Raw genomic sequence first — 20,651 nt, forward strand, 5'->3', positions numbered from 1 at the left:
ACGTGCCCCGGGGGCCGGTGGTTCATGCGTACCGAATCCCAGGATCCGCCCGTCGCTCGAACGCCCGATCGGAACCGGATGTGGGAGTCCGCGTAGCATAATCCTCTGCTGGGTTGGAGCATAAGCCCCGCCCCGGGCCCCGGTAGCCTGCATAACGGCAGTTCCGGAGCCTGTGACCGGTCCCACGGTCCGCCAGGAACGGTGGTACCGGGAGGAGATGGAGCCCCGGCGCCCCGAATCCGGCACGGCCCTTGTTCGCGCAGCGCGTACAAGCTGCGCGGGACCGGCCCGCCGTGCTGTGCACCCAGCGGAAGGGTGCGCACACACAGGGGTAACGGCTGTCGGTGCGATGTGCTGCACTGGCGGGCGTTCCGGACACGTCCGGATGTGACCGATGAGACAGAACTTGACCGAGGAGAGTGCCGCGTGAGTGCCGAAACGACCGTGCCGTCCGCTCTGCTGGCCGGCGACGACGGTTCCAACTACACCGCTCGGCACCTGCTCGTCCTGGAGGGGCTGGAGGCGGTCCGCAAGCGCCCCGGCATGTACATCGGCTCGACCGACAGCCGAGGCCTCATGCACTGCCTCTGGGAGATCATCGACAACTCCGTCGACGAGGCGCTGGGCGGCTACTGCGACCGGATCGAGGTCGTGCTGCACGACGACGCCTCGGTCGAGGTCCGCGACAACGGGCGCGGCATCCCGGTGGACGTCGAACCGAAGACCGGGCTGTCCGGCGTCGAGGTCGTGATGACCAAGCTGCACGCCGGCGGCAAGTTCGGCGGCGGCTCGTACGCGGCCTCCGGCGGTCTGCACGGCGTCGGCGCCTCCGTCGTCAACGCGCTCTCCGCCCGCCTGGACGTCGAGGTCGACCGCGGCGGCCACACCCACGCGATCAGCTTCCGCCGCGGCACCCCCGGCATCTTCACCGAGACCAGCCCGGACGCGCCGTTCGAGCCGGCCAACGGCCTGGCCAAGGTCCGCAAGGTGCCCAAGACCCGCACCGGCACCCGGATCAGGTACTGGGCCGACCGGCAGATCTTCCTCAAGGACGCCCGGCTCTCGCTGGAGAACCTGCACGCCCGGGCCCGGCAGACCGCCTTCCTGGTGCCCGGCCTGACCATCGTCGTGCGCGACGAGCGGCTCACTGAGAGCGACCGGGTCGAGGAGAGCACCTTCCGCTACGACGGCGGCATCGCCGAGTTCTGCGAGTTCCTGGCCCCCGACAAGCCGATCTGCGACGTGCTGCGGCTGCACGGCGAGGGCACCTTCAAGGAGACCGTGCCGGTCCTGGACGACCTCGGGCACATGACGCCCACCGAGGTCACCCGGCACCTCGGGGTGGACATCGCGCTGCGCTGGGGCGCCGGCTACGACACCACGCTGCGCTCCTTCGTCAACATCATCGCCACCCCCAAGGGCGGCACCCACATCACCGGCTTCGAGCGCTCGCTGGCCAAGACCGTCAACGAGGCGCTGCGCGCGGGCAAGCTGCTGCGCGTCGCCGAGGACGACATCACCAAGGACGACGCCACCGAGGGCCTCACCGCCGTGGTCACCGTCCGGCTCGCCGAGCCGCAGTTCGAGGGCCAGACCAAGGAGGTGCTCGGCACCTCGGCGGCCAACCGGATCGTCGCGGCCGTCGTCGCCAAGGAGCTCAAGGCCTTCCTCACCTCCGGCAAGAAGGACGAGAAGGTCCAGGCCCGGGCGGTGCTGGAGAAGGTGGTGGCGGCCGCCCGCACCCGGGTCGCCGCCCGCCAGCACAAGGAGGCCCAGCGCCGGAAGACCGCGCTGGAGACCAGCTCGCTGCCGGCCAAGCTGGCCGACTGCCGCAGCGACGACGTGGACCGCAGCGAACTCTTCATCGTCGAGGGCGACTCCGCGCTCGGCACCGCCAAGCTGGCCCGCAACTCCGAGTTCCAGGCCCTGCTCCCGATCCGGGGCAAGATCCTCAACGTCCAGAAGGCGTCCGTGAGCGACATGCTCAAGAACGCCGAGTGCGCGGCGATCATCCAGGTGATAGGGGCCGGTTCGGGCCGCACCTTCGACATCGACCAGGCCCGCTACGGCCGGGTCATCTTCATGGCCGACGCCGACGTCGACGGCTCGCACATCCGCTGCCTGCTGCTGACGCTGTTTCAGCGCTACATGCGGCCGATGGTCGAGCAGGGCCGGGTCTTCGCGGCCGTGCCGCCGCTGCACCGGATCGAGCTCACCAACCCCAAGCGCGGGCAGGAGAAGTACCACTACACCTACTCGGACGCCGAGCTGCGCTCCACGCTGCTGGAGTTCCAGCGCAAGAACCTGCGCTGGAAGGACCCGGTCCAGCGGTACAAGGGCCTGGGCGAGATGGACGCCGACCAGCTGGCCGAGACCACCATGGACCCGCGCCACCGCACGCTGCGCCGGATCAACCTGGGCGACCTGGAACAGGCCGAGAAGGTCTTCGACCTGCTGATGGGCAATGACGTGGCGCCGCGCAAGGAGTTCATCGTGGACTCGGCGGCCACCCTGGACCGCTCGCGCATCGACGCCTGAGCCGTTCGCCGCGCGACGAGGGCCCTCCACCCGTGGGTGGAGGGCCCTCGCCCGGCACCGGCCGGACGTGGTGCTGATGGACCTGCGGATGCCGCGCTGCGACGGGGCCGAGGCGACCCGGCGGATCCGCGCCGGGCACCCGGGCACCGAGGTGGTGGTGCTCACCACCTACGCCGACGACGAGTCGCTGTTCCCCGCGCTGCGGGCCGGGGCGCGCGGCTACCTCACCAAGGACGCGGGCGCCGAGGAGATCGCCCGGGCGATCGCCGACGTCCGGTCGGGGGCGACAGCGGGGCCGGCCGGGGAGCCGCCGGACGGGCTGACCGCGCGGGAGGCGGAGGTGCTGGGGCTGATCGCGCAGGGGCTCTCCAACACCGAGATCGCCCGGCGGCTCTACGTCGGCCCGGCCACCGTGAAGACCCACATCAACGACCTGTTCGCCAGGACCGGCGTGGGGGACCGGGCGCAAGCGGTCGCGTACGCCTTCCGAAACGGAATCACCGGGTCTCCGTAGTAGTCGGATGAGCGTCTGTCGGATGATCGATCACCTCATCGAGTGAACGTATCTGCGTTGGGAGTTTGGGGGGTTCGGGCGACCCCATCATGGGTCGGGTCACAACCCCCCGGCCCAGGAGCAGCCGTGCCACAACAGCAGACGAGAAACCCGGAGCCGGGAGGGCAACTGGACTGGTGGGCACCGGAACCGGAGCCCGCAGCGGCATCCGTGCCGGCGTCCGCGCCACTGCCGGAACCGCTGCCGGTACCGGCCCCCGCACCGGTGTCCCGGACCGTGCCGGAGGAGATGCCCGAGGTCGACAGCACCGAGGTGTACCGGGCCGTCCAGCGGAGTGCGGCCTTCCAGCGGATCCGCCACAGCTACCGGACGTTCGTCTTCCCGGTCAGCGGCGTCTTCCTCGCCTGGTACCTGCTCTACGTGGCCGCCCAGGCGGCCGCCCCCGCGCTGATGCGCCGACCGGTCGCCGGCCCGGTCAACGTCGCCTGGCTGCTCGGCCTGCTGCAGTTCGCCACCACCTTCCTGCTGGCCTGGCTGTACGCCCGCAACGCCCGCACCAAGCGCGACCGGGCCGCCCTGTCGTTGCGCTGGGACACCCAGGACCAGCTGCGATGAGGGCCGCCACCCCGCCCCCCGTCGCCCCCACCGGGGACCACCACGGCCTGGCCGTGGTGCTCTTCGCCGTCGTCGTCCTGGTCACCCTGGCGATCACCTTCTGGGCCGGCCGCCGCGGCGGCGGCGCGGCCGAGGACTTCTACGCCGGCGGCCGTGACTTCACACCGCTGCAGAACGGTTTCGCGCTCTCCGGCGACTACCTCTCCGCCGCCTCCTTCCTCGGCGTCGCCGGGCTGATCGCGCTGTACGGGTACGACGGCGTGCTCTACAGCATCGGCTTCCTGGTCGCCTGGCTGGTGGTGCTGATGCTGGTCGCCGAACTGGTCCGCAACGCCGGCCGGTACACCCTGGCCGACGTGCTGGCGCTGCGGTTGCGCCGGCGCAAGGTCCGGGCGGCGGCCGGCGGCGCCAGCGTGGTCGTCACGCTGTTCTACCTGGTCGCCCAGATGGTCGGCGCGGGCAGCCTGGTCGCCCTGCTGCTCGGTACCAACAGCGCCCAGGCCCGGACCTGGACGATCGTGGCGGTGGGCGGTCTGATGATCGTCTACGTCACCATCGGCGGGATGCGGGCCACCACCTGGATCCAGATCGTCAAGGCGTTCCTGCTGGTGGCCGGCTCGGTGGTGCTGACCGTGCTGCTGGCGGTCCGCTTCCACGGGGACGTCGCCGAGCTGATGCGGCAGGCGGCCCAGCACAGCGGCGCCGGGCAGCGCTACCTGGAGCCCGGGCTGAAGTACGGCAAGAGCTTCACCAGCCGGCTGGACTTCTTCAGCCTGGGCCTGGCCCTGGTGCTGGGCACCGCCGGGCTGCCGCACATCCTGTCCCGCTTCTACACGGTGCCCACCGCGCGGGCCGCCCGCCGTTCGACGATGTGGGCGATCGGACTGGTCGGCGGCTTCTACCTGATGGCGATCGCGCTGGGCCTCGGCGCCACCGCGCTGATCGGCTCGGCGGAGGTCCGGCAGGCCAACTCGGCCGGCAACACCGCCGTTCCGCTGCTCGCCCTGGTGCTCGGCGGCGGCAACGGCTCGACCGGTGGGGTGGTGCTGTTCGCGCTGATCTCGGCGATCGCCTTCGCGACCATCCTCGCCGTGGTCGCCGGGCTCACCCTGGCCTCCTCGGCGGCGTTCGCCCATGACATCTGGGCGGGCGCCTGGCGGGGCCGGCCGCGGGGGCCGCGCGGTTCACGTGGTACGCGTGACTCGCACGACGGCCGGGGTGCGCGCGGGCGGCGGTCCGTGGTGCCGGCCTCCCGGCGGGCGCGCGCCGAGGCGGACGCCCGGACGGGGGGCGACGGCGCGCCGACGGTCGCCGAGCACGACGAGGTCCTGGTCGCGCGGATCGCGGCGGTCGGGATCGGCGCGGTGGCGATCGTGCTCAGCCTCTTCGCCCAGCAGTTGAACGTCGCCTTCCTGGTCGGCCTGGCCTTCGCCGTCGCGGCCTCCGCCAACCTGCCGGTGCTGCTCTACAGCCTGTTCTGGCGGCGGTTCACCGCCCGCGGCGCGGTCTGGTCGGTGTACGGCGGGCTGATCCCGGCGGTGGTGCTGGTGACCTTCTCGCCGGTGGTCTCCGGTACCAAGGTCGCGCTGTTCCCCGGGATGGACTTCCACTGGTTCCCGCTGGAGAACCCGGGTGTCGTCTCCATCCCGCTCGGCTTCCTGGCCGGCTGGATCGGCACCCTCACCTCGCCCGAGCCGGCCGACCCGGACCGGTACGCCGAGCTGGAGGTCCGTGCGCTGACCGGAGCCGGGGCGGTCTGAGCGACCCCGGTGACGAACGACCCCCGGCGGGCATCCGCCGGGGGTCGTCGCACGTCACGTCACAGCTCCCGGAGGGAGGCGACCTCCATCCGGGACGGGGAGCCCGCCGCCTTGCCGCAACTCTCCGGGCGGGGCGGCTCGCTGACCCCCTCGACCACCCGGACCTCCCAGCTCCGGCCGTCCTCGTGCCGGACCCCGACCCGCCAGCGGCCCGCGCCGTCCGGGTGCTGGGCCACGGTGAGCGCGTCGGCCCTGGTCTCGCCGGTGGCCAGCCGCACCGCGTGGTCGGCCGCCTGGCCGGGGCGCTCCCAGCCGGAACAGCCGCGCGACCACTCCGGCACCATGTGGCCGGACGCGGTCGCCGCCAGCACCTCCTTGGCGGACTCGGCGGTCAGCCGGCCGTACGCGTAGCCGTACGGCAGCACCAGCATGGTGGGGGAGAAGCGGTGGCCGCCCAGGTGGGTCACCTCCCACACCTCGCTGTGCCCGGCGGCGGCCAGGTCGGCCGCCAGGGGGCGGCCCAGCAGGGCGCAGCAGCGGTCCCGCCGGCCGTTGGTGCACACCAGGGCGATCGGGCCGCCGACGTGCGGCGCGCCGAGGCCCCCGTGGTCGCCGGCGCCCAGCGCCGCGAAGTCGAGGGCCGACAGCTCCGCAGGGTCCGACACCTCGTGGCGGCGCACCCAGCTGCGGCCGGGGGCCGGCACGGTGTGCGCCACGATCACCTCGTGCCGCGCCGTCGGCAGGCAGTCCGCGTGCCGCCCGGGCCGGCGGATCAACGCCACCCGCACCCCGGTCCCGGCCGCCGCCCCGTCCAGCGCCCGCCCGACCGCCGGATCCAGATGGCTCTCCCCGAGCGCCTTGGCCCCCCACGGCCCGTTCTGCTCGATCAGCAACCAGGTGGTCGCCGTCGCGGCCGTGGCGGCCAGCGGCTCGGACAGTTCACGCGACAACGTCGCACAGGTGCTCACCCCGGTAAGGCTACCCTTGCCGCTCAACCGAAGGCGGCCCGTATCCTCGACTCGATCTCGGGGGCCGGGGCGGATACGGGAGCCGGGAAGGGGTCCGGGGAGGGGTCCGACAGCGGGAGGTCGGCGAACTCCAGGTGGACACTGCGGACGATCCCGGCGAAGACCTCCGAGTACAGTTCCCAGTCCTCGGCACACGGCGTGCTCAGCTCCAGCGAGAGCAGCTGCGACTCGTTCGGGAGCGGCAGGTGGACCTGGATGACCGAGGTGACCAGGGTTGTCTCCCCGGCCGTCGTGGAGACCCCGTCGATCACCGCCACCGCCCGCCCGGCGGGCAGTGCCAGCTCGGTCACGGTGGCCTGCGGCCGCGCCCGGGAGAGCCCGTCCCGCAGGCCGTCCACCGCCTGCGCGGCGGCGAGCCCGCCGAGTGGTGACAGGGTGGCGACGACCGAGGCGGTGCTGGGCCGGCCCTCGACGTCCAGCAGGCAGAGCCCCGCGTAGATCGTTCCGGCCTCGGCCATCGACGGAATCATTTCGGCGAGCACGGTCGCCCACTGGGCGCGCAGGTCGTCGCCCTCGGAGGCCAGCACTTCGCAGACCACCTCCCAGAGCTGCTCGGCGACCTGCTCCTCGGTGCCGAGCACGGGGAGGTCGTGGAAGGCGGGTGGGACGACGAATCGGATCTGGAGGGTGTCCGTCATGGTGTTCGGGCTTTCGGGAGTCAGGTGAGCCGGGGCCGGGCGGCCTGTGGGTCAGTACGGTTTCCGGAGCCGGTTGCCGGTGTCCAGCCAACTGGGGGGCGCGGGGACGAGGACGCCGTGCCGGCGGGCCTCGACCAGGAGGTCGAGATAGGCCGCGGCCTGGGACCGGACCCCGCTTCGCCGCCAGGAACGGAGCGCCAGCAGGAGCGGTCCGGTGGCGAGGACGGCGGCCACCGCCAGGGCTCCGGCCGCCGCGAACGTCGAGGAGCGTTCCGGTGAGCCGGGGGCGAGCGTCGCGCCGATGGCGGCCGTGGTCCCGGCCGCCACCACGGCCAGGATGGCGAGCCCCGCCCAGATGCTCCAGCGTCGGACGGCCCGGCGCTGCGCGGTCAGCATCGCCTGCACGGCCCGCCCGTCCAGGAGGTCGATCCGGTGCTCCGCGCCGAGGGCGCGCGCCATGCGGACCAGGGCCGGGTTTCCGGTGAGTTCTCCCATGGGCACGACCAGGAGGCCTTCGGCCTCGGACGGCGCCGGCGGCGTGTCGACCGGCGCCGCCATGGCCGACGTCGCTGCCGGTGCCACGGCCGGGGACGAGGGCGGGCGGAGGGCCGGAGCCGGAGCGGGATCGGCCGCGTCGAACCACTCGTCGGGGATCCGGATGTCCAGCCCGGCGCTCCGGGCCCGTGCCAGCAGTGCGGTGTAGGTGGTGAAGTGGACGGAGTTCCGCTGCTTCTTCGCCCCCTTCCCGGCCCCGACGGCCCAGACCGTGATGCCGACCGGAACCGCCAGGACCGCCGCCACCAGCGCGGCCACCTGCTTCGCCTGGACCGGCGAAGCAAGGGAGCTGCCGATCACGGCCGCCACCACGATCCCGCCCAGCACGAGCAGCGCGCCGACCTCGGTGTGCCACTCCAGGTCGACGCGTCGACGGGCCGCCAGGTGATCGGTGACCACCTGGCGGGCCACCTCGTCGTCCAGCAGGTTGACCCCGTAGAGCGCCTTGGCCCGTTCTGCCGCTTCGACGGCCTCGGGCACGCGCGCCAGTTGGCTTCCCGAGACGGGGAGGGTGACGTAGAGGTAGTCGGGCATGAGATCTCCGTCAGGCGACCGCGGCGAGGAAGGGCGTGGGCGAGGGGCGCGGGGCGGGTTGCGGCACTGGGCCGACGTACGGCGGCGGCGGAGTGGAAGGTCCGTCGTCGTCCCGGGTCAGTCGGTGGTACAGCCCGTAGCCGAGGCCGGTGGCCTTGACCGGGATGGTGACCAGGCGCGGGTCGACCGGATGGCCCAGCTTGGTCAGGCCGGCGACGATGCCCTTGGTCGTCAGCGGGTTGGAGGTCATGCCGAAGAGGCTGCCGCCCGCGGCCGTGACCCGCTCGGAGGCCGAGGCGCCCTTGCTCGCCTTGATGGGATCGATGAAGTTCTTCAGTGGTGCCCGGACCAGTTTGTTGACCGCGCCCGAGCCCAGGACCTTGGTGGTCGTGCGGCTGGCGGTGGCGAAGCCCCGGACCGCGCCGACACCGGGGATGACCCCGAGCGAGTCGAGGCCGATGTCCGCCCACGACACGTCCTTGCCGCGGGACTTGCCGACGCTGTGTCCGATCAGCGCGCCGGCGCTCGTGAGCACCGCGGCGCCTCCCAGCACGACTCCGCCGACCTGGCCGATGACGGGGATCCAGGAGATCGCCAGGGCGGCTATCGCCAGGCCGGCCGAGATCTTGGAGAGCAGGTCGGCGTGGTCCACCAGGAAGTCGATGGAGTTCTGCCAGGCGTGCTGCACGCCGTCCAGCAGGCGTTTGAACACGTTGGGGTCCGGCGGGTGGTTCTTCGAGGCCTCCTGGACGGCGCGGGCGGCGGTCTCGGCCTTCTGGCGGTGGTCGTCGAGCTGTTTGCGGGCGCGGGCGATCACCTCGTCGAGCTGCTGGTGGCCGCGGAGGCTGGCCTCGTGGGCGGCGTCGAACCGGGCCTGGGTGCGTTCCAGGACATCGGCGGCCGGGGGCTGGGCACCGGGTCGGACGAGGGCGTCCAGGGAACGGCCGAGGTCGGCGGCCTGTTTGTCCTGCCACTCCAGGCGGCGGCGCAGCTCGGCGGCCTCGGTCTCCATGCCCTGGCCGGCCGTGACCATGGCGGAGAGCTGGGTGTGCCAGGTCTTCAGGGCCAGGGAGCAGGCGGCCATCGACTTGTGGCCCTTGTCCAGGTACTTCGGTAGTTCGCCCAGCTTCTTGGCGAACTCGCGGGCGGCTTCGCCCTCCCAGGCGCCGCCGGTGCTGCCGATGCCGGCCAGGGAGGTGCGGAGCTCCTCCAGTTCGCGGGCCACCGCGTCGATGTCGGTGTACATCTGGGCGATCGCGCCGAGATCGCCGGGGGCCGGGCAGAAGCCGAGGCCCGGCCAGTTCTGGTCGCTCATGGTGGTTGTTCCCCCGTCGGTGGCGCGTCAGCGTCAGGTGGCGCCGAATCCCTTGGCGACACCCTGCTCGTGGTCTCTGTAGTTCTTGAGCGTGACATCGAGGCCGTCGCGCAGCCCGGAGGCCAGCTTGGCCATCCGGCCGATGCCGCCGTGCCACTCGTCCTCGAACTGCTTGCAGGCGGAGTCGAGTCGCGCGGTGCCCATCTGTCGGCCCTTGCCCAGGTTCTCCAGTCGCTTGGCGACGGAACTCATGCGGTTGCCGCATTCGCCGAGCCGGCTGGAGACCGTGCGCATGCGGGCCAGGTCGATCCTGAAGTCGTCGGGCAACGGTCCGTCTCCGTTCGGGCTCGGTGGTGGGTGGGCACTTCTGGTGCGAACCTAACCCATTGAGGTCGAACGGTTATCCGGTTCGGGGAAGTTGACGCGGGGATTCCGGTTGGGGTGAATGGCGCAGGGGCGCCGGACGTGGGTCCGGCGCCCCTGCGGGGTGGTGCGGGTCAGGCGGGTCAGGCGGGGCCGGCGACGGTGGTGATGGGGGTGGTGACGGGGGTGCCGGAGCCGTCGCGGCGGGGGTCGCGGTCGGGGAGGTCGACCGGGGCGCCCTTGGCGGTGGCGGCGCGGGCGGGTGCGGGGCCGGCCCAGGCGAAGGCGAGGGCGTCCTCGCCGCGCAGGAAGCGCTGGCAGCGGACGCCGCCGGTGGCGCGGCCCTTGCGGGGGTACTGCTCGAAGGGGGTGACCTTCCAGGAGGACTGGGCCTCGCCGGTCAGGGTGCCGGAGGCGCCGGCCACCGAGACGACCACCGCGTCGGCGGCCGGGTCGACGGCGGTGAAGGAGAGCACCCGGGCGCCGTCGGCGAGCTTGATGCCGGCCATGCCGCCGGCCGGGCGGCCCTGCGGGCGGACCTGTCCGGCGGGGTAGCGCAGCAGTTGGGCGTCGGAGGCGATGAAGACGAGGTCCTCCTCGCCGGTGCGCAGCTCGACCGCGCCGACCACCTCGTCGCCGTCCTTGAGCGCGATCACCTCGAACTCGTCCTTGTTGGCGGGCCATTCGGGGACCACCCGCTTGACGACGCCCTGCGCGGTGCCCAGCGCCAGGCCGGGGGAGGACTCGTCCAGGGTGGTCAGCGCGAGGACCCGCTCGTCGGCCTCCAGACGGAGGAACTCGGTGACGGCGGCGCCGCCGGCCAGCGTCGGCGAGGGGGTGGGCGGCAGGCCCGGCAGGTCGATGACCGCAAGCCGCAGGACCCGGCCGGCCGAGGTGACCACGCCGACGTCGGCGCGGGCGGTGGTCGGCACCGCGGAGACGATCACATCGTGCTTGGCGCGCTTCTCGGACAGCTCGAACGGCTCGCCGTCGGCGGTGCGGGCGAGTAGGCCGGTGGAGGAGAGCAGCACCCGGCACGGGTCGTCGGCGACCTCCAGCGGGACGGCCAGCGAGGCGGCCGGCGCGGCGCCGGCCTCCAGCAGGACGGTGCGCCGCTCGGTGCCGAACTGCTTGGCGACGGCGCCGAGTTCGTTGGAGACGACGCTGCGCAGCTTGTTGTCGGACTCCAGGATCTCGGTCAGGTCGGCGATCTCGGAGGTCAGCTTGGCCTGCTCCTGCTCCAGCTCGACCCGGTCGAAGCGGGTGAGCCGGCGCAGCGGGGTGTCGAGGATGTACGCGGTCTGCGTCTCCGACAGCGAGAAGCGCTCCATCAGGCGCTCCTTGGCCTGGGCGGCGTTGTCGCTGGAGCGGATGATCGCGATGACCTCGTCGATGTCGACCAGCGCGACCAGCAGGCCCTCGACCAGGTGCAGCCGCTCCTGGCGCTTGCGGCGGCGGAAGTCGCTGCGCCGGCGGACCACCTCGAAGCGGTGGTCGACGTAGACCTCCAGCAGCTCCTTGAGGCCCAGGGTGAGCGGCTGGCCGTCGACCAGCGCCACGTTGTTGATGCCGAAGGTCTCCTCCATCGGCGTCAGCTTGTAGAGCTGCTCCAGCAGCGCCTCGGGCACGAAGCCGTTCTTGACCTCGATGACCAGGCGCAGGCCGTGCTCGCGGTCGGTGAGGTCCTTGACGTCCGCGATGCCCTGGAGCTTCTTCGCGTTGACCAGGTCCTTGATCTTGGAGATGACCTTCTCCGGGCCGACGTTGTACGGCAGCTCGGTGACCACGATGCCCTTGCGGCGGGCGGTGACCGCCTCGATGGTCGTGGTGGCGCGGATCTTGAAGGTGCCGCGGCCGGACTCGTAGGCGTCCCGGATGCCGGAGAGGCCGACGATCCGTCCGCCGGTGGGCAGGTCCGGGCCGGGGACGAACCGCATGAGGGTGTCGAGGTCGGCGTTCGGGTGCTTGATCAGGTGGCGGGCGGCGGCGACGACCTCGGAGAGGTTGTGCGGCGGCATGTTGGTGGCCATGCCGACGGCGATCCCGGTGGCGCCGTTGACCAGCAGGTTGGGGAAGGCGGCCGGGAGCGCGAGCGGCTCCTGCTCGCTGCCGTCGTAGTTGGGCCCGAAGTCGACGGTCTCCTCGTGGATCGACTCGACCAGGGCCATCGAGGCGGCGGTGAGCCGGGACTCGGTGTAGCGCATCGCGGCCGGCGGGTCGTCGTTGCCGAGCGAGCCGAAGTTGCCGTGGCCGTCGATCAGCGGAAGCCGCATCGAGAACGGCTGGGCCATCCGGACGACCGAGTCGTAGATGGAGGCGTCGCCGTGCGGGTGCAGCCGGCCCATCACCTCGCCGACCAGCCGGGCGCACTTGACGTGGCCGCGCTCCGGGCGCAGGCCCATCTCGTTGGCCTGGTACAGGATGCGTCGGTGGACCGGCTTGAGGCCGTCCCGGGCGTCCGGCAGGGCCCGGGAGTAGATGACCGAGTAGGCGTACTCGAGGAACGAGCCCTGCATCTCGTCCACGACGTCGACGTCGAGGATGCGCTCCTCGAAGTCTCCGGGGGGCGGGGTCTGCGAACTGCGGCGGGCCATCGCGGCGGGGCTCCCTTACGTCTCGCTTGCGTCTCGTCCACGTCTCGTCGGCGCGGTTGTGGCCGGGGCTGTCGGCGGTTCTGTCAACAGGGCTCGGCGCCCCCATTGTGGACCCTCCCGCCGACAGCCCCGGCCAGCGCCCCTCTTCCGCCCCTGGCGAACGCCCCGTCCGCGCGGACACATCCGCCGTGTTCGCGCGTTGCACCACAATGGGGGACGCCACACGAACCCCGACATCGACGACGGGAAGGACCCGAGCGCATGGCCAACCCGGCCCCCGCCTCCCAGCGAGGCATCGCCATCACCGAGCACCGCCTGGCCAACGGCCTGCGCGTCGTCCTCTCCGAGGACCACCTGACCCCGGTGGCCGCGGTCTGCCTCTGGTACGACGTCGGCTCCCGGCACGAGGTGAAGGGCCGCACCGGGCTGGCCCACCTGTTCGAGCACCTGATGTTCCAGGGCTCCGCCAACGTCTCCAACAACGGGCACTTCGAGCTGGTCCAGGGCGCCGGCGGTTCGCTCAACGGCACCACCAGCTTCGAGCGCACCAACTACTTCGAGACCATGCCGGCCCACCAGTTGGAGCTCGCGCTCTGGCTGGAGGCGGACCGGATGGGCTCGCTGCTGGCGGCCCTCGACGAGACGTCGATGGAGAACCAGCGCGACGTGGTGAAGAACGAGCGCCGCCAGCGGTACGACAACGTGCCCTACGGCACCGCGTTCGAGAAGCTGACCGCGCTGTCCTTCCCGGACGGCCACCCGTACCACCACACCCCGATCGGCTCGATGGCCGACCTGGACGCGGCCACCCTGGAGGACGCCCGGGCGTTCTTCCGCACCTACTACGCGCCGAACAACGCGGTGCTCTCGGTGGTCGGCGACATCGACCCGGAGCAGACCGTCGCCTGGGTGGAGAAGTACTTCGGCAGCATCCCCTCGCACGACGGCAAGCAGCCGCCGCGCGACGGCAGCCTGCCGGAGTCGATCGGCCGGGAGCTGCGCGAGCTGGTCCGCGAGGACGTGCCGTCGCGCGCGCTGATGGCCGCCTACCGGCTGCCGCACGACGGCACCCGCGAGGCGGACGCCGCCGACCTGGCGCTGACCATCCTCGGCAGCGGCGAGTCGAGCCGGCTGTACAACCGGCTGGTCCGCCGGGACCGCACCGCCGTCGCGGCCGGCTTCGGCCTGCTGCGGCTGTCCGGCGCGCCGAGCCTGGGCTGGCTGGACGTCAAGACCTCGGGCGACGCCACCGTCGAGCAGATCGACACGGCCGTCGACGAGGAGCTGGCCCGGTTCGCCGCCGAGGGCCCGACCCCGGCCGAGCTGGAGCGCGCCCAGGCGCAGATCGAGCGCGAGTGGCTGGACCGGCTCACCACGGTGGCCGGCCGCGCCGACGAACTCTGCCGCTTCGCCGTGCTGTTCGGCGACCCCAAGCTGCTGAACGACGCCCTGCCCAAGGTCCTCGACGTCACCGCCGAGGAGGTGCGGGAGGTCGCCGCGGCGCGGCTGAACCCGCAGAACCGGGCGGTGCTGGTGTACGAGCCGACCCCGGCCGAGGACACCGCCGCCGACACCGCTGCCACCGCCGAGACCGACGAGGAGGGCGCCGCCGTATGAGCACCGAGTACGTTCCCGCCATGACCTTCCACCCCCAGCCCCAGCCCGGCACCCCGAGCCCGTGGGCGTTCCCGGCGCCGGAGCGCGCCGCGCTCGGCAACGGCATCACGGTGCTGCACTGCCACCGCCCCGGCCAGCAGCTGGTGGCCGTCGACGTGCTGCTGGACGCGCCGCTCGCGGCCGAGCCGGAGGGCGTGGACGGCGTCGCCTCGATCCTGGCCCGGGCGTTCAGCGAGGGCACCGACACGCTGACCGCCGAGGAGTTCGCGGCCGAGCTGGAGCGGGCCGGGGCGACCCTGGACGCGCACGCGGACCACCCGTGCATCCGGGTCTCGCTGGAGGTCCCGGCCTCCCGGCTGGCCCGCGGCCTGGACCTGCTGGCCGCCGCGCTGGGCAGCCCGGCGCTGCCGGAGGACGAGATCGAGCGGCTGGTCGCCAACCGGCTGGACGAGATCGTGCACGAGCAGGCCAACCCGGCCCGGCGGGCCGCCAAGGCGATGTACGCCGAGCTGTTCGACGGCGCCGACCGGCTGTCGCGCCCGCGGGCCGGCACCGCCGAGACCGTCAAGACCATCGACCGGGCCGCCGTCCGGGCCTTCTACGAGGCGCACGTGCGGCCCGCCACCACCACCGTCGTCGTGGTCGGCGACCTCACCGGCACCGACCTGCCGGCCCTGCTGGAGTCCACCCTGGGCGCCTGGAAGGGCTCCCCGGCCGAGCCGAGCGCGCACGCGCCGGTGACCGCCGACGACACCGGCCGGGTGATCATCGTGGACCGCCCCGGGTCGGTGCAGACCCAGCTGCTGATCGGCCGGATCGGCCCGGACCGGCACGACCCGGCGTGGGCGGCGCAGATCCTCGGCACCTACTGCCTGGGCGGCACCCTCACCTCCCGCCTCGACCGGGTGCTGCGCGAGGAGAAGGGCTACACCTACGGCGTGCGGGCCTTCGCCCAGCCGCTGCGCTCGGCCGCCGACGGCAGCGGGCGCGCCCTGCTGGCGATCAGCGGCTCGGTGGACACCGCCTCCACCGCCCCGGCGCTGGCCGACACCTGGACCATCCTGCGCACGCTGGCCGCCGAGGGGCTCACCGACGCGGAGCGCGCCGAGGCGGTGCAGTTCCTGGTCGGCGTGGCGCCGCTGAAGTACGAGACGGCGGGCTCGGTGGCCGCCACCCTGGCCGACCAGGTCGAGCAGCACCTGGCCGACGACTTCCAGGCCGAGGTCTACCGGCAGCTGGCCGAGCTGCCGACCGCGGCCGCCACCGAGGCCGTGGTCAACGCCTTCCCGCCGGACCGGCTGGTCACCGTCCTGGTCGGCGACGCCGCGGCGTTCGCGGACCGGGTGCGGGAGCTGGGCATCGGCGAGGTCACCGTGATCAGCGCCTGACCCGGGGGCCCCGGGGCCCGGTGGAGCGTTCCGACGCTCCGCCGGGCCCTTTTCCGTCCCCGCCGTTCCGGGGCCAAAACCCCTTGCGGCGACGCGGCGGTGCGTGGGTAGATATCCCCCGGCACCGGTACACACGGAGAGGAGGCGGTCACCATGCGGGTCGAGCAGCAGGCCATCAGGCGCTCCCCGAGACTGTCCTCCCGATGCCCCTTGGCCGCCTGAGCGCCGCCCACCCCAGACATCCCCGCGTCGCGCCGGGTCCCTTCGCGCGGCATCCCTCCGGGGCGCGTGCCCCGCCTAGGCTTGAACCATCCGACCTTGGAGGTCGTTGAACCATGTCGTACACCGAGGTACCCGGCGTCCGCGTTCCGATCCGGATGTGGACCGACCCGGCCACCGTCGAGGGCCAGGCGATGCAGCAGCTGCGCAACATCAGCTCGCTGCCCTGGCTGCACGGGCTCGCCGTGATGCCCGACGTCCACCTGGGCAAGGGCGCGACGGTGGGTTCGGTGATCGCCATGCGCGGCGCCGTCTGCCCGGCGGCGGTCGGCGTGGACATCGGCTGCGGGATGAGCGCGGTGAAGACCTCGCTCACTGCGAAGGACCTGCCGGACGACCTGTCGCGGCTGCGCTCGCGGATCGAGCAGGTCATCCCGGTCGGCCGCGGCCTGCACAGCGACCCGGTCGACCCGGGGAGGCTGCACGGCGTCCCGACCGGCGGCTGGGACGACTTCTGGCAGCGGTTCGACGCGGTCGCGCCCGAGGTGAAGTGGCGCCGTGAGCGGGCGGCCCAGCAGATGGCGACGCTCGGCGGCGGCAACCACTTCATCGAGGTGTGCGTCGACGACACCGGCGCGGTCTGGCTGATGCTGCACTCCGGCTCGCGCAACATCGGCAAGGAGCTGGCGGAGCACCACATGGGCGTGGCCCAGTCGCTGCCGCACAACCAGGGCCTGATCGACCGTGACCTCGCGGTGTTCGTCGCGGACACCCCGCAGATGGCCGCGTACCGGCAGGACCTCTTCTGGGCGCAGGAGTACGCCAAGCGCAACCGGGCGCTGATGATGGCGCTGTTCCAGGACGTGGTGCGGCGGGAGTTCCCGCGGGCGAAGGTCGCCTTCGACGAGGTGATCAGCTGCCACCACAACTACGTGTCGGAGGAGAGCTACGACGGCGTCGACCTGCTGGTCACCCGCAAGGGCGCGATCCGGGCCGGGGCCGGCGACTACGGGATCATCCCGGGCTCGATGGGCACCGGGTCGTACATCGTCCGCGGGCTGGGCAACGAGGCGTCGTTCAACTCGGCCTCGCACGGCGCGGGCCGGAAGATGAGCCGCAACGCCGCGAAGAAGCGGTTCACCACGGCCGACCTGGCCGAGCAGACCAAGGGCGTGGAGTGCCGCAAGGACGCGGGCGTGGTGGACGAGATCCCCGGCGCGTACAAGCCGATCGAGAAGGTGATCGAGCAGCAGCGGGACCTGGTCGAGGTCGTGGCGCACCTGAAGCAGGTGGTCTGCGTCAAGGGCTGAGGCCCCCGCACGCGAACTCCCGCACGCGAAGCCCCGTTTCGAGCCCCCGGCCGTCCGGCCGGGGGCTTCGGCGTGCTCAGGCCTCGTCGCGCCCGGGGTCGAGCCGCCGGTAGCCGGGGTGCACTCCGGCGGTGAGGTGCTGGGCCTCGGCGACCCGGCGCAGCAGCTCTGCCAGGGCTATACGTTCCTGCGGGTCGAGGCCCGTGCAGATGGCCTCCTCGTGGGCGAACGCCGCCTCGGCAAGCCCGCGCATCGCCTCCTCGCCCTTGGGCGCGAGGTAGAGGTCCTGGAACCGGCGGTCCTTGGGGTTGCGCCGGCGCTCGACCAGGCCGCGCGCCTCGATGGCGTCGACGAAGGCCACGAACCGGCTGGGGGACATGCCGAGCCGCCGGGCCAGCTCCTGCTGGTGCCGGCCGGGGGCGAGCGCGACCGTCCGGAGCAGACCGGCCTGGGCCGGGGTGAGGTCCAGCTCGGCGACCCTCCGGGCGAAGGCCTGGCTCGCGTGTTCGCCCAACTGGGAGAGGAGGAAGGCGACCTGGGCTCCCGGCGGGCCCGTGTGCGGGATCGGGGCGGGGTCGGGAGTTTCGGTCATGAAAACACGATAGCAGTGGACAATGATGTCCCGGGGTGAACTATTCTGGATCTGGAACTACCGGCGCCGGTGTCGATCCGTCCGGCGCCGCCCCTCGCCCCCGAACGATCCGCCTCGACTGGAGCGCCCCCATGACCACGACATCCGCGGTGCCGGCCGCCTCCGCCCGGCGCCGGCAGTCGGGACCCCCCTTGCTGCTGCCCGCAGTGGCGTTCGCGGCACTGATGGTGGTGTCCATCGTGCTGGCCCGGCAGACCCCGCTGCCCACCGACTCGGCGGCCGACACGCTCGCCTACTACCAGGATCACGCGACCGCCGCGAAGGTCGCCGGAACGCTGCAGTTCGGCGCCTCGGTCCCGCTCGCGGTCTGGGCCGCGATCGCCTACCAGCGGCTGCGCCGGCTCGGGGTGGCCGCACCCGGCCCCGGCATCGCGCTGGTCTCCGGGGTGCTCTCCGCCACGTCGATGGCGCTGTGCGGGCTGACCGTCTGGACCGCCTCCCGGGCCGGTGACCTCGGCGACGCGCCGCTGGCCCGTTCGCTGGCGGACCTCACCTTCGCCTCCGGCGGCCCCGGGCACGTCGTCCCGTTCGCGGTGATGCTGGCCGGCGTGGCGGTGCCGATGCTGCTGCTCGGCTTCGGGCCCAAGGGCTTCGCCTGGGCCGGTCTGGTGCTCGCCGGGGTCGGGGTGCTCGGCACCCTGGCGCTGCTCTCCACCAGCCTCGGCCTCTTCCTGCCGATCGCCCGCTTCGGCGGTCTGATCTGGCTGATCGCGGCCAGTGCGATCCTGCCGAAGCAGCGTCCCCCGCGCCGCTCCGCCGGCTACGAGCCGGAGGTGGAGCCCGTCTGAGGCGGGACCTGGTGACTGCTCCGGTGCGGTGACGGCCCGGGCCCCGTTGGTGGTGCTCCGGGGCGGGGCCGTCCCGGCCGGGGGAGGGCGACGGGGCGCGGCGCCGGGAGGCGCGGCGGACCGGTCGCGACCGAACGGGCCGCTGCGCCCGTGAGGAAAAGGGAAGGCGGCGCGGCGGTGTCCTGGGGAGGAAGGCCGCCGCGCCGCCGGCCGTCGTGCGGCGATCGGAGGGGGGTCGCCGCACCAACGGGTGGTGCGTCAGGCTGTCGTGCCGGGGGCGGGAACGCGGGGCGGCCCGGCGTTCGCGGGAAGGCCTCCCGTCGTCAGGCGGCCGGGAGCCGGCGGTCGAGAACGGCGAGAATCAGCTCCTCGATCCGGCGGGCGACCGCCCCGCTGTCGCCGTCCGGGCCGGCCAGCAGGTCAAAGGTCTCGAAGCTGGTCAGCATGAAGAGCAGCTCCACCAGCTCGTCGAGTTCGGCCTCGCCCACCTCCGCGTCGCGGTCGGCGAGCAGCCGGCCCAGCACCACCTGGAGGCCGCCGCGCCGCCGCTCGCCGCGGCTCTGCAGGGCGGTGTCGAGCTCCGGGTCGAGGATGCCGAGGCCGCGCAGCCGCCGCAGGGCGATCCGGCCGGAGGCGTAGAAGCCGGTGAGCACGTCCAGGACGGCGGTGAGCGCCTCCCGGCCGCTGGGCGCCATGAACGCGGCGGGCATCCTGGCCATTCCGCCGCGCTGGGCCAGGTCGTCGAAGAGCGCCTCCAGCAGGCCGGTCTTCGAGTCGAACTGGTAGTAGACGGTCATCCGCGCCACTCCGGCGGTCTTGGCGACGGCGTCCATGCTGAACGAGGCCGGGCCCTTCTCCCCGGTCAGCAGCTCGCAGGCCGCCTCCAGAATGCGGGTGCGGGTCTGTTCGGCGGCTACCTGGCGTTGGCCGGCTCGGTACTGGCGTGGGCTCATGGGCTGTTGACGTCTCCTGAGGCGGGTGCTATGACATTCATTGTACACTCAGTCTATATAAAAATACGGGGGCAGGGAACGGTCCGGCACGGACCGTCTCCCGTTCCCGCTCCCGCGGAGGACCGGCGCCACTCCCACCAACGACATCTCTCCACGCGGAGGCCACGATGAGGTATCGCCATGTGAGTGTGCCGAGGCTCGGCGGAGCCGAGGTCCTGCGGCTGTCCAGCGACGAGCTCCCGGCCCCGGCCGTCGGCCAGGTCAGGGTCCGGGTGCTCGCCGCCGGGGTCTCCTACGGTGACATTCTGCTCCGTGCCGGTGTCATCCCCGGCGGACCCAAGCGCCCGTTCACCCCCGGCTACGACCTGGTGGGGGTGGTCGACCGGGCCGGACCGGGCACCAGGGCCCCCGAACCGGGCCGGCGGGTGGTCGCGCTGGTGCGCAGCGGCGGCTATGCGGAGTACGCGCTCGTCGCCGCCGACCGGCTGGTCGCGCTGCCCGACGGGGTCGACCCGGTGGAGGCCTCGGCGCTCGCCCTCAACTACTTCATCGCCCAGCAGATGCTGCACCGGGTGGCCGGGGTCCGGCGCGGCGGGACGGTGCTGGTGCACGGGGCGTCCGGCGGCGTCGGAACCGCCTTCCTGGAACTGGCCGCGCTCGCCGGGGTCACCGTCCACGGCACCTGCTCCGCCGCCCGGGCCGAGCAGGTGCGGGCGCTCGGCGGGCACCCGGTCGACCGGACCGAGGACTTCCTGCGGGTGGTGCGCGGACTGCCGGGCGGCGCGGTGGACGCGGTCTTCGACCCGATCGGCGGCCGGCACTTCCTGCGCTCGTACCGGGCGGTGCGGCGCGGCGGCGTGATGGTCGGCTTCGGCCAGAACGCCGCGCTGCGCGGCAACCGACGGGACCTGCTGACCGGCGCGCAGGGGTTCCTGGGCGGCATCGTGCTGCCGAAGCTCGTCCCGGACGGCAGGCGGACGCTGTTCTACAGCGCCTGGAGCCTGGAGAAGTCCCACCCGGCCGCGTACCGGCAGGACCTCGCGACCGTGCTGGACCTGCTGCGGGAGGGACGGGTCAGCCCGCGGGTGGGCCGCACCATGCCGCTGGACGAGGTGGCGGACGCGCACCGGGCGATGGAGAGCGCGGCCGTCAGCGGGAAGATCGTGCTGGTCCCGGCGGCCTGAACGGATGCGGCCCGGCGCGCTTCCGTCCCCGGGGCGGGGCCGGGTGACCGGGGACGGGGCAGGAAAGGTTCCCAGCGTGTCGGGGA

The 20,651-nt window shown here is 73.0% G+C and carries 16 protein-coding genes and 1 pseudogene; 9 read left to right on the top strand and 8 right to left on the bottom strand.

All coding sequences use genetic code 11. The annotated features are described in order from the left end of the window. The first annotated feature begins 426 nt into the window (after positions 1 to 426). The 4 genes and pseudogenes from ACFZBX_RS25160 to ACFZBX_RS25175 all read left to right on the top strand — a co-directional run bounded on the left by ACFZBX_RS25160 (position 427) and on the right by ACFZBX_RS25175 (position 5,427). Positions 427 to 2,538 (top strand): type IIA DNA topoisomerase subunit B, encoded by a 2,112-nt coding sequence (locus ACFZBX_RS25160; RefSeq protein WP_391536045.1) that lies wholly within the window; start codon positions 427 to 429, stop codon positions 2,536 to 2,538. A gap of 40 nt (positions 2,539 to 2,578) precedes the next feature. Beyond that, a pseudogene (locus tag ACFZBX_RS25165) lies at positions 2,579 to 3,052 on the top strand (response regulator); the annotation flags it as partial. 288 nt (positions 3,053 to 3,340) lie between these two features. Then, positions 3,341 to 3,667, top strand: a complete 327-nt coding sequence (locus tag ACFZBX_RS25170) for a DUF485 domain-containing protein (protein WP_391536046.1) — start codon at positions 3,341 to 3,343, stop codon at positions 3,665 to 3,667. Next, positions 3,664 to 5,427, top strand: a complete 1,764-nt coding sequence (locus tag ACFZBX_RS25175; RefSeq protein ID WP_391536047.1) for a cation acetate symporter — start codon at positions 3,664 to 3,666, stop codon at positions 5,425 to 5,427. The genes ACFZBX_RS25170 and ACFZBX_RS25175 overlap by 4 nt, the downstream gene beginning before the upstream one ends. A 59-nt stretch (positions 5,428 to 5,486) precedes the next feature. Here ACFZBX_RS25175 and ACFZBX_RS25180 read toward each other — a convergent pair whose 3' ends face one another. The 6 genes from ACFZBX_RS25180 to ACFZBX_RS25205 all read right to left on the bottom strand — a co-directional run bounded on the left by ACFZBX_RS25180 (position 5,487) and on the right by ACFZBX_RS25205 (position 12,454). Next, positions 5,487 to 6,395 carry a sucrase ferredoxin gene (locus tag ACFZBX_RS25180; RefSeq protein WP_391536048.1) on the bottom strand — a complete coding sequence of 303 codons (909 nt, stop codon included), beginning with the start codon at positions 6,393 to 6,395 and terminating at the stop codon, positions 5,487 to 5,489. 23 nt (positions 6,396 to 6,418) lie between these two features. Then, entirely contained in the window at positions 6,419 to 7,093 is a 675-nt protein-coding gene (locus ACFZBX_RS25185; RefSeq protein ID WP_391536049.1) for a hypothetical protein, read from the bottom strand. 51 nt (positions 7,094 to 7,144) lie between these two features. Continuing rightward, entirely contained in the window at positions 7,145 to 8,182 is a 1,038-nt protein-coding gene (locus tag ACFZBX_RS25190) for a hypothetical protein (protein ID WP_391536050.1), read from the bottom strand. A gap of 10 nt (positions 8,183 to 8,192) precedes the next feature. Next, the gene (locus ACFZBX_RS25195) at positions 8,193 to 9,497 is read right to left on the bottom strand and encodes a hypothetical protein (protein WP_391536051.1); all 1,305 of its coding nucleotides are present in this window, start codon (positions 9,495 to 9,497) and stop codon (positions 8,193 to 8,195) included. 33 nt (positions 9,498 to 9,530) lie between these two features. Then, positions 9,531 to 9,824: a WXG100 family type VII secretion target gene (locus tag ACFZBX_RS25200; protein ID WP_391536052.1), complete on the bottom strand. Its 294-nt coding sequence runs from the start codon at positions 9,822 to 9,824 to the stop codon at positions 9,531 to 9,533. Positions 9,825 to 10,003: 179 nt separating this feature from the next. Continuing rightward, positions 10,004 to 12,454 (bottom strand): DNA topoisomerase (ATP-hydrolyzing) subunit A, encoded by a 2,451-nt coding sequence (locus tag ACFZBX_RS25205; RefSeq protein WP_391536053.1) that lies wholly within the window; start codon positions 12,452 to 12,454, stop codon positions 10,004 to 10,006. Positions 12,455 to 12,715: 261 nt separating this feature from the next. On the opposite strand from ACFZBX_RS25205, the gene ACFZBX_RS25210 reads away from it, so the two are divergent. The 3 genes from ACFZBX_RS25210 (at position 12,716) to ACFZBX_RS25220 (ending at position 16,988) form a co-directional block, all read left to right on the top strand. Beyond that, complete coding sequence (locus ACFZBX_RS25210; protein WP_391536054.1) at positions 12,716 to 14,071, top strand: M16 family metallopeptidase; 1,356 nt, start codon at positions 12,716 to 12,718, stop codon at positions 14,069 to 14,071. Between the two features lie 20 nt (positions 14,072 to 14,091). Next, positions 14,092 to 15,459, top strand: a complete 1,368-nt coding sequence (locus ACFZBX_RS25215; RefSeq protein ID WP_391536106.1) for a M16 family metallopeptidase — start codon at positions 14,092 to 14,094, stop codon at positions 15,457 to 15,459. 335 nt (positions 15,460 to 15,794) lie between these two features. Continuing rightward, positions 15,795 to 16,988 carry an RtcB family protein gene (locus ACFZBX_RS25220; RefSeq protein WP_391536055.1) on the top strand — a complete coding sequence of 398 codons (1,194 nt, stop codon included), beginning with the start codon at positions 15,795 to 15,797 and terminating at the stop codon, positions 16,986 to 16,988. Positions 16,989 to 17,064: 76 nt separating this feature from the next. On the opposite strand, the gene ACFZBX_RS25225 is transcribed toward ACFZBX_RS25220, so the two are convergent. After that, positions 17,065 to 17,580 (bottom strand): MarR family winged helix-turn-helix transcriptional regulator, encoded by a 516-nt coding sequence (locus ACFZBX_RS25225; protein ID WP_391536056.1) that lies wholly within the window; start codon positions 17,578 to 17,580, stop codon positions 17,065 to 17,067. Between the two features lie 131 nt (positions 17,581 to 17,711). Here ACFZBX_RS25225 and ACFZBX_RS25230 point away from each other — a divergent pair, with 131 nt between their 5' ends. Beyond that, the gene (locus tag ACFZBX_RS25230; protein WP_391536057.1) at positions 17,712 to 18,428 is read left to right on the top strand and encodes a DUF4386 domain-containing protein; all 717 of its coding nucleotides are present in this window, start codon (positions 17,712 to 17,714) and stop codon (positions 18,426 to 18,428) included. Positions 18,429 to 18,751: 323 nt separating this feature from the next. Here ACFZBX_RS25230 and ACFZBX_RS25235 read toward each other — a convergent pair whose 3' ends face one another. After that, positions 18,752 to 19,381 (bottom strand): TetR/AcrR family transcriptional regulator, encoded by a 630-nt coding sequence (locus ACFZBX_RS25235; protein ID WP_391536058.1) that lies wholly within the window; start codon positions 19,379 to 19,381, stop codon positions 18,752 to 18,754. 182 nt (positions 19,382 to 19,563) lie between these two features. Here ACFZBX_RS25235 and ACFZBX_RS25240 point away from each other — a divergent pair, with 182 nt between their 5' ends. Continuing rightward, a complete protein-coding gene (locus ACFZBX_RS25240) occupies positions 19,564 to 20,565 on the top strand; it encodes a medium chain dehydrogenase/reductase family protein (RefSeq protein WP_391536059.1) in 1,002 nt (333 codons plus the stop codon). Positions 20,566 to 20,651 lie beyond the last annotated feature (86 nt).

This window comes from Kitasatospora sp. NPDC008115, from assembly GCF_042957205.1.
In the GTDB taxonomy this organism is placed as follows: Bacteria; Actinomycetota; Actinomycetes; order Streptomycetales; family Streptomycetaceae; genus Kitasatospora.

What these genes read in the sequence shown, in the direction of transcription:
- ACFZBX_RS25230 (WP_391536057.1), top strand. Translation starts at nt 17,712, where the DNA reads ATGACCACGACATCCGCGGTGCCGGCCGCCTCCGCCCGGCGCCGGCAG.
- ACFZBX_RS25195 (WP_391536051.1), bottom strand. Translation starts at nt 9,497, where the DNA reads ATGAGCGACCAGAACTGGCCGGGCCTCGGCTTCTGCCCGGCCCCCGGC.
- ACFZBX_RS25210 (WP_391536054.1), top strand. Translation starts at nt 12,716, where the DNA reads ATGGCCAACCCGGCCCCCGCCTCCCAGCGAGGCATCGCCATCACCGAG.
- ACFZBX_RS25220 (WP_391536055.1), top strand. Translation starts at nt 15,795, where the DNA reads ATGTCGTACACCGAGGTACCCGGCGTCCGCGTTCCGATCCGGATGTGG.
- ACFZBX_RS25175 (WP_391536047.1), top strand. Translation starts at nt 3,664, where the DNA reads ATGAGGGCCGCCACCCCGCCCCCCGTCGCCCCCACCGGGGACCACCAC.
- ACFZBX_RS25190 (WP_391536050.1), bottom strand. Translation starts at nt 8,182, where the DNA reads ATGCCCGACTACCTCTACGTCACCCTCCCCGTCTCGGGAAGCCAACTG.
- ACFZBX_RS25235 (WP_391536058.1), bottom strand. Translation starts at nt 19,381, where the DNA reads ATGAGCCCACGCCAGTACCGAGCCGGCCAACGCCAGGTAGCCGCCGAA.
- ACFZBX_RS25170 (WP_391536046.1), top strand. Translation starts at nt 3,341, where the DNA reads ATGCCCGAGGTCGACAGCACCGAGGTGTACCGGGCCGTCCAGCGGAGT.
- ACFZBX_RS25225 (WP_391536056.1), bottom strand. Translation starts at nt 17,580, where the DNA reads ATGACCGAAACTCCCGACCCCGCCCCGATCCCGCACACGGGCCCGCCG.
- ACFZBX_RS25185 (WP_391536049.1), bottom strand. Translation starts at nt 7,093, where the DNA reads ATGACGGACACCCTCCAGATCCGATTCGTCGTCCCACCCGCCTTCCAC.
- ACFZBX_RS25215 (WP_391536106.1), top strand. Translation starts at nt 14,092, where the DNA reads ATGACCTTCCACCCCCAGCCCCAGCCCGGCACCCCGAGCCCGTGGGCG.
- ACFZBX_RS25205 (WP_391536053.1), bottom strand. Translation starts at nt 12,454, where the DNA reads ATGGCCCGCCGCAGTTCGCAGACCCCGCCCCCCGGAGACTTCGAGGAG.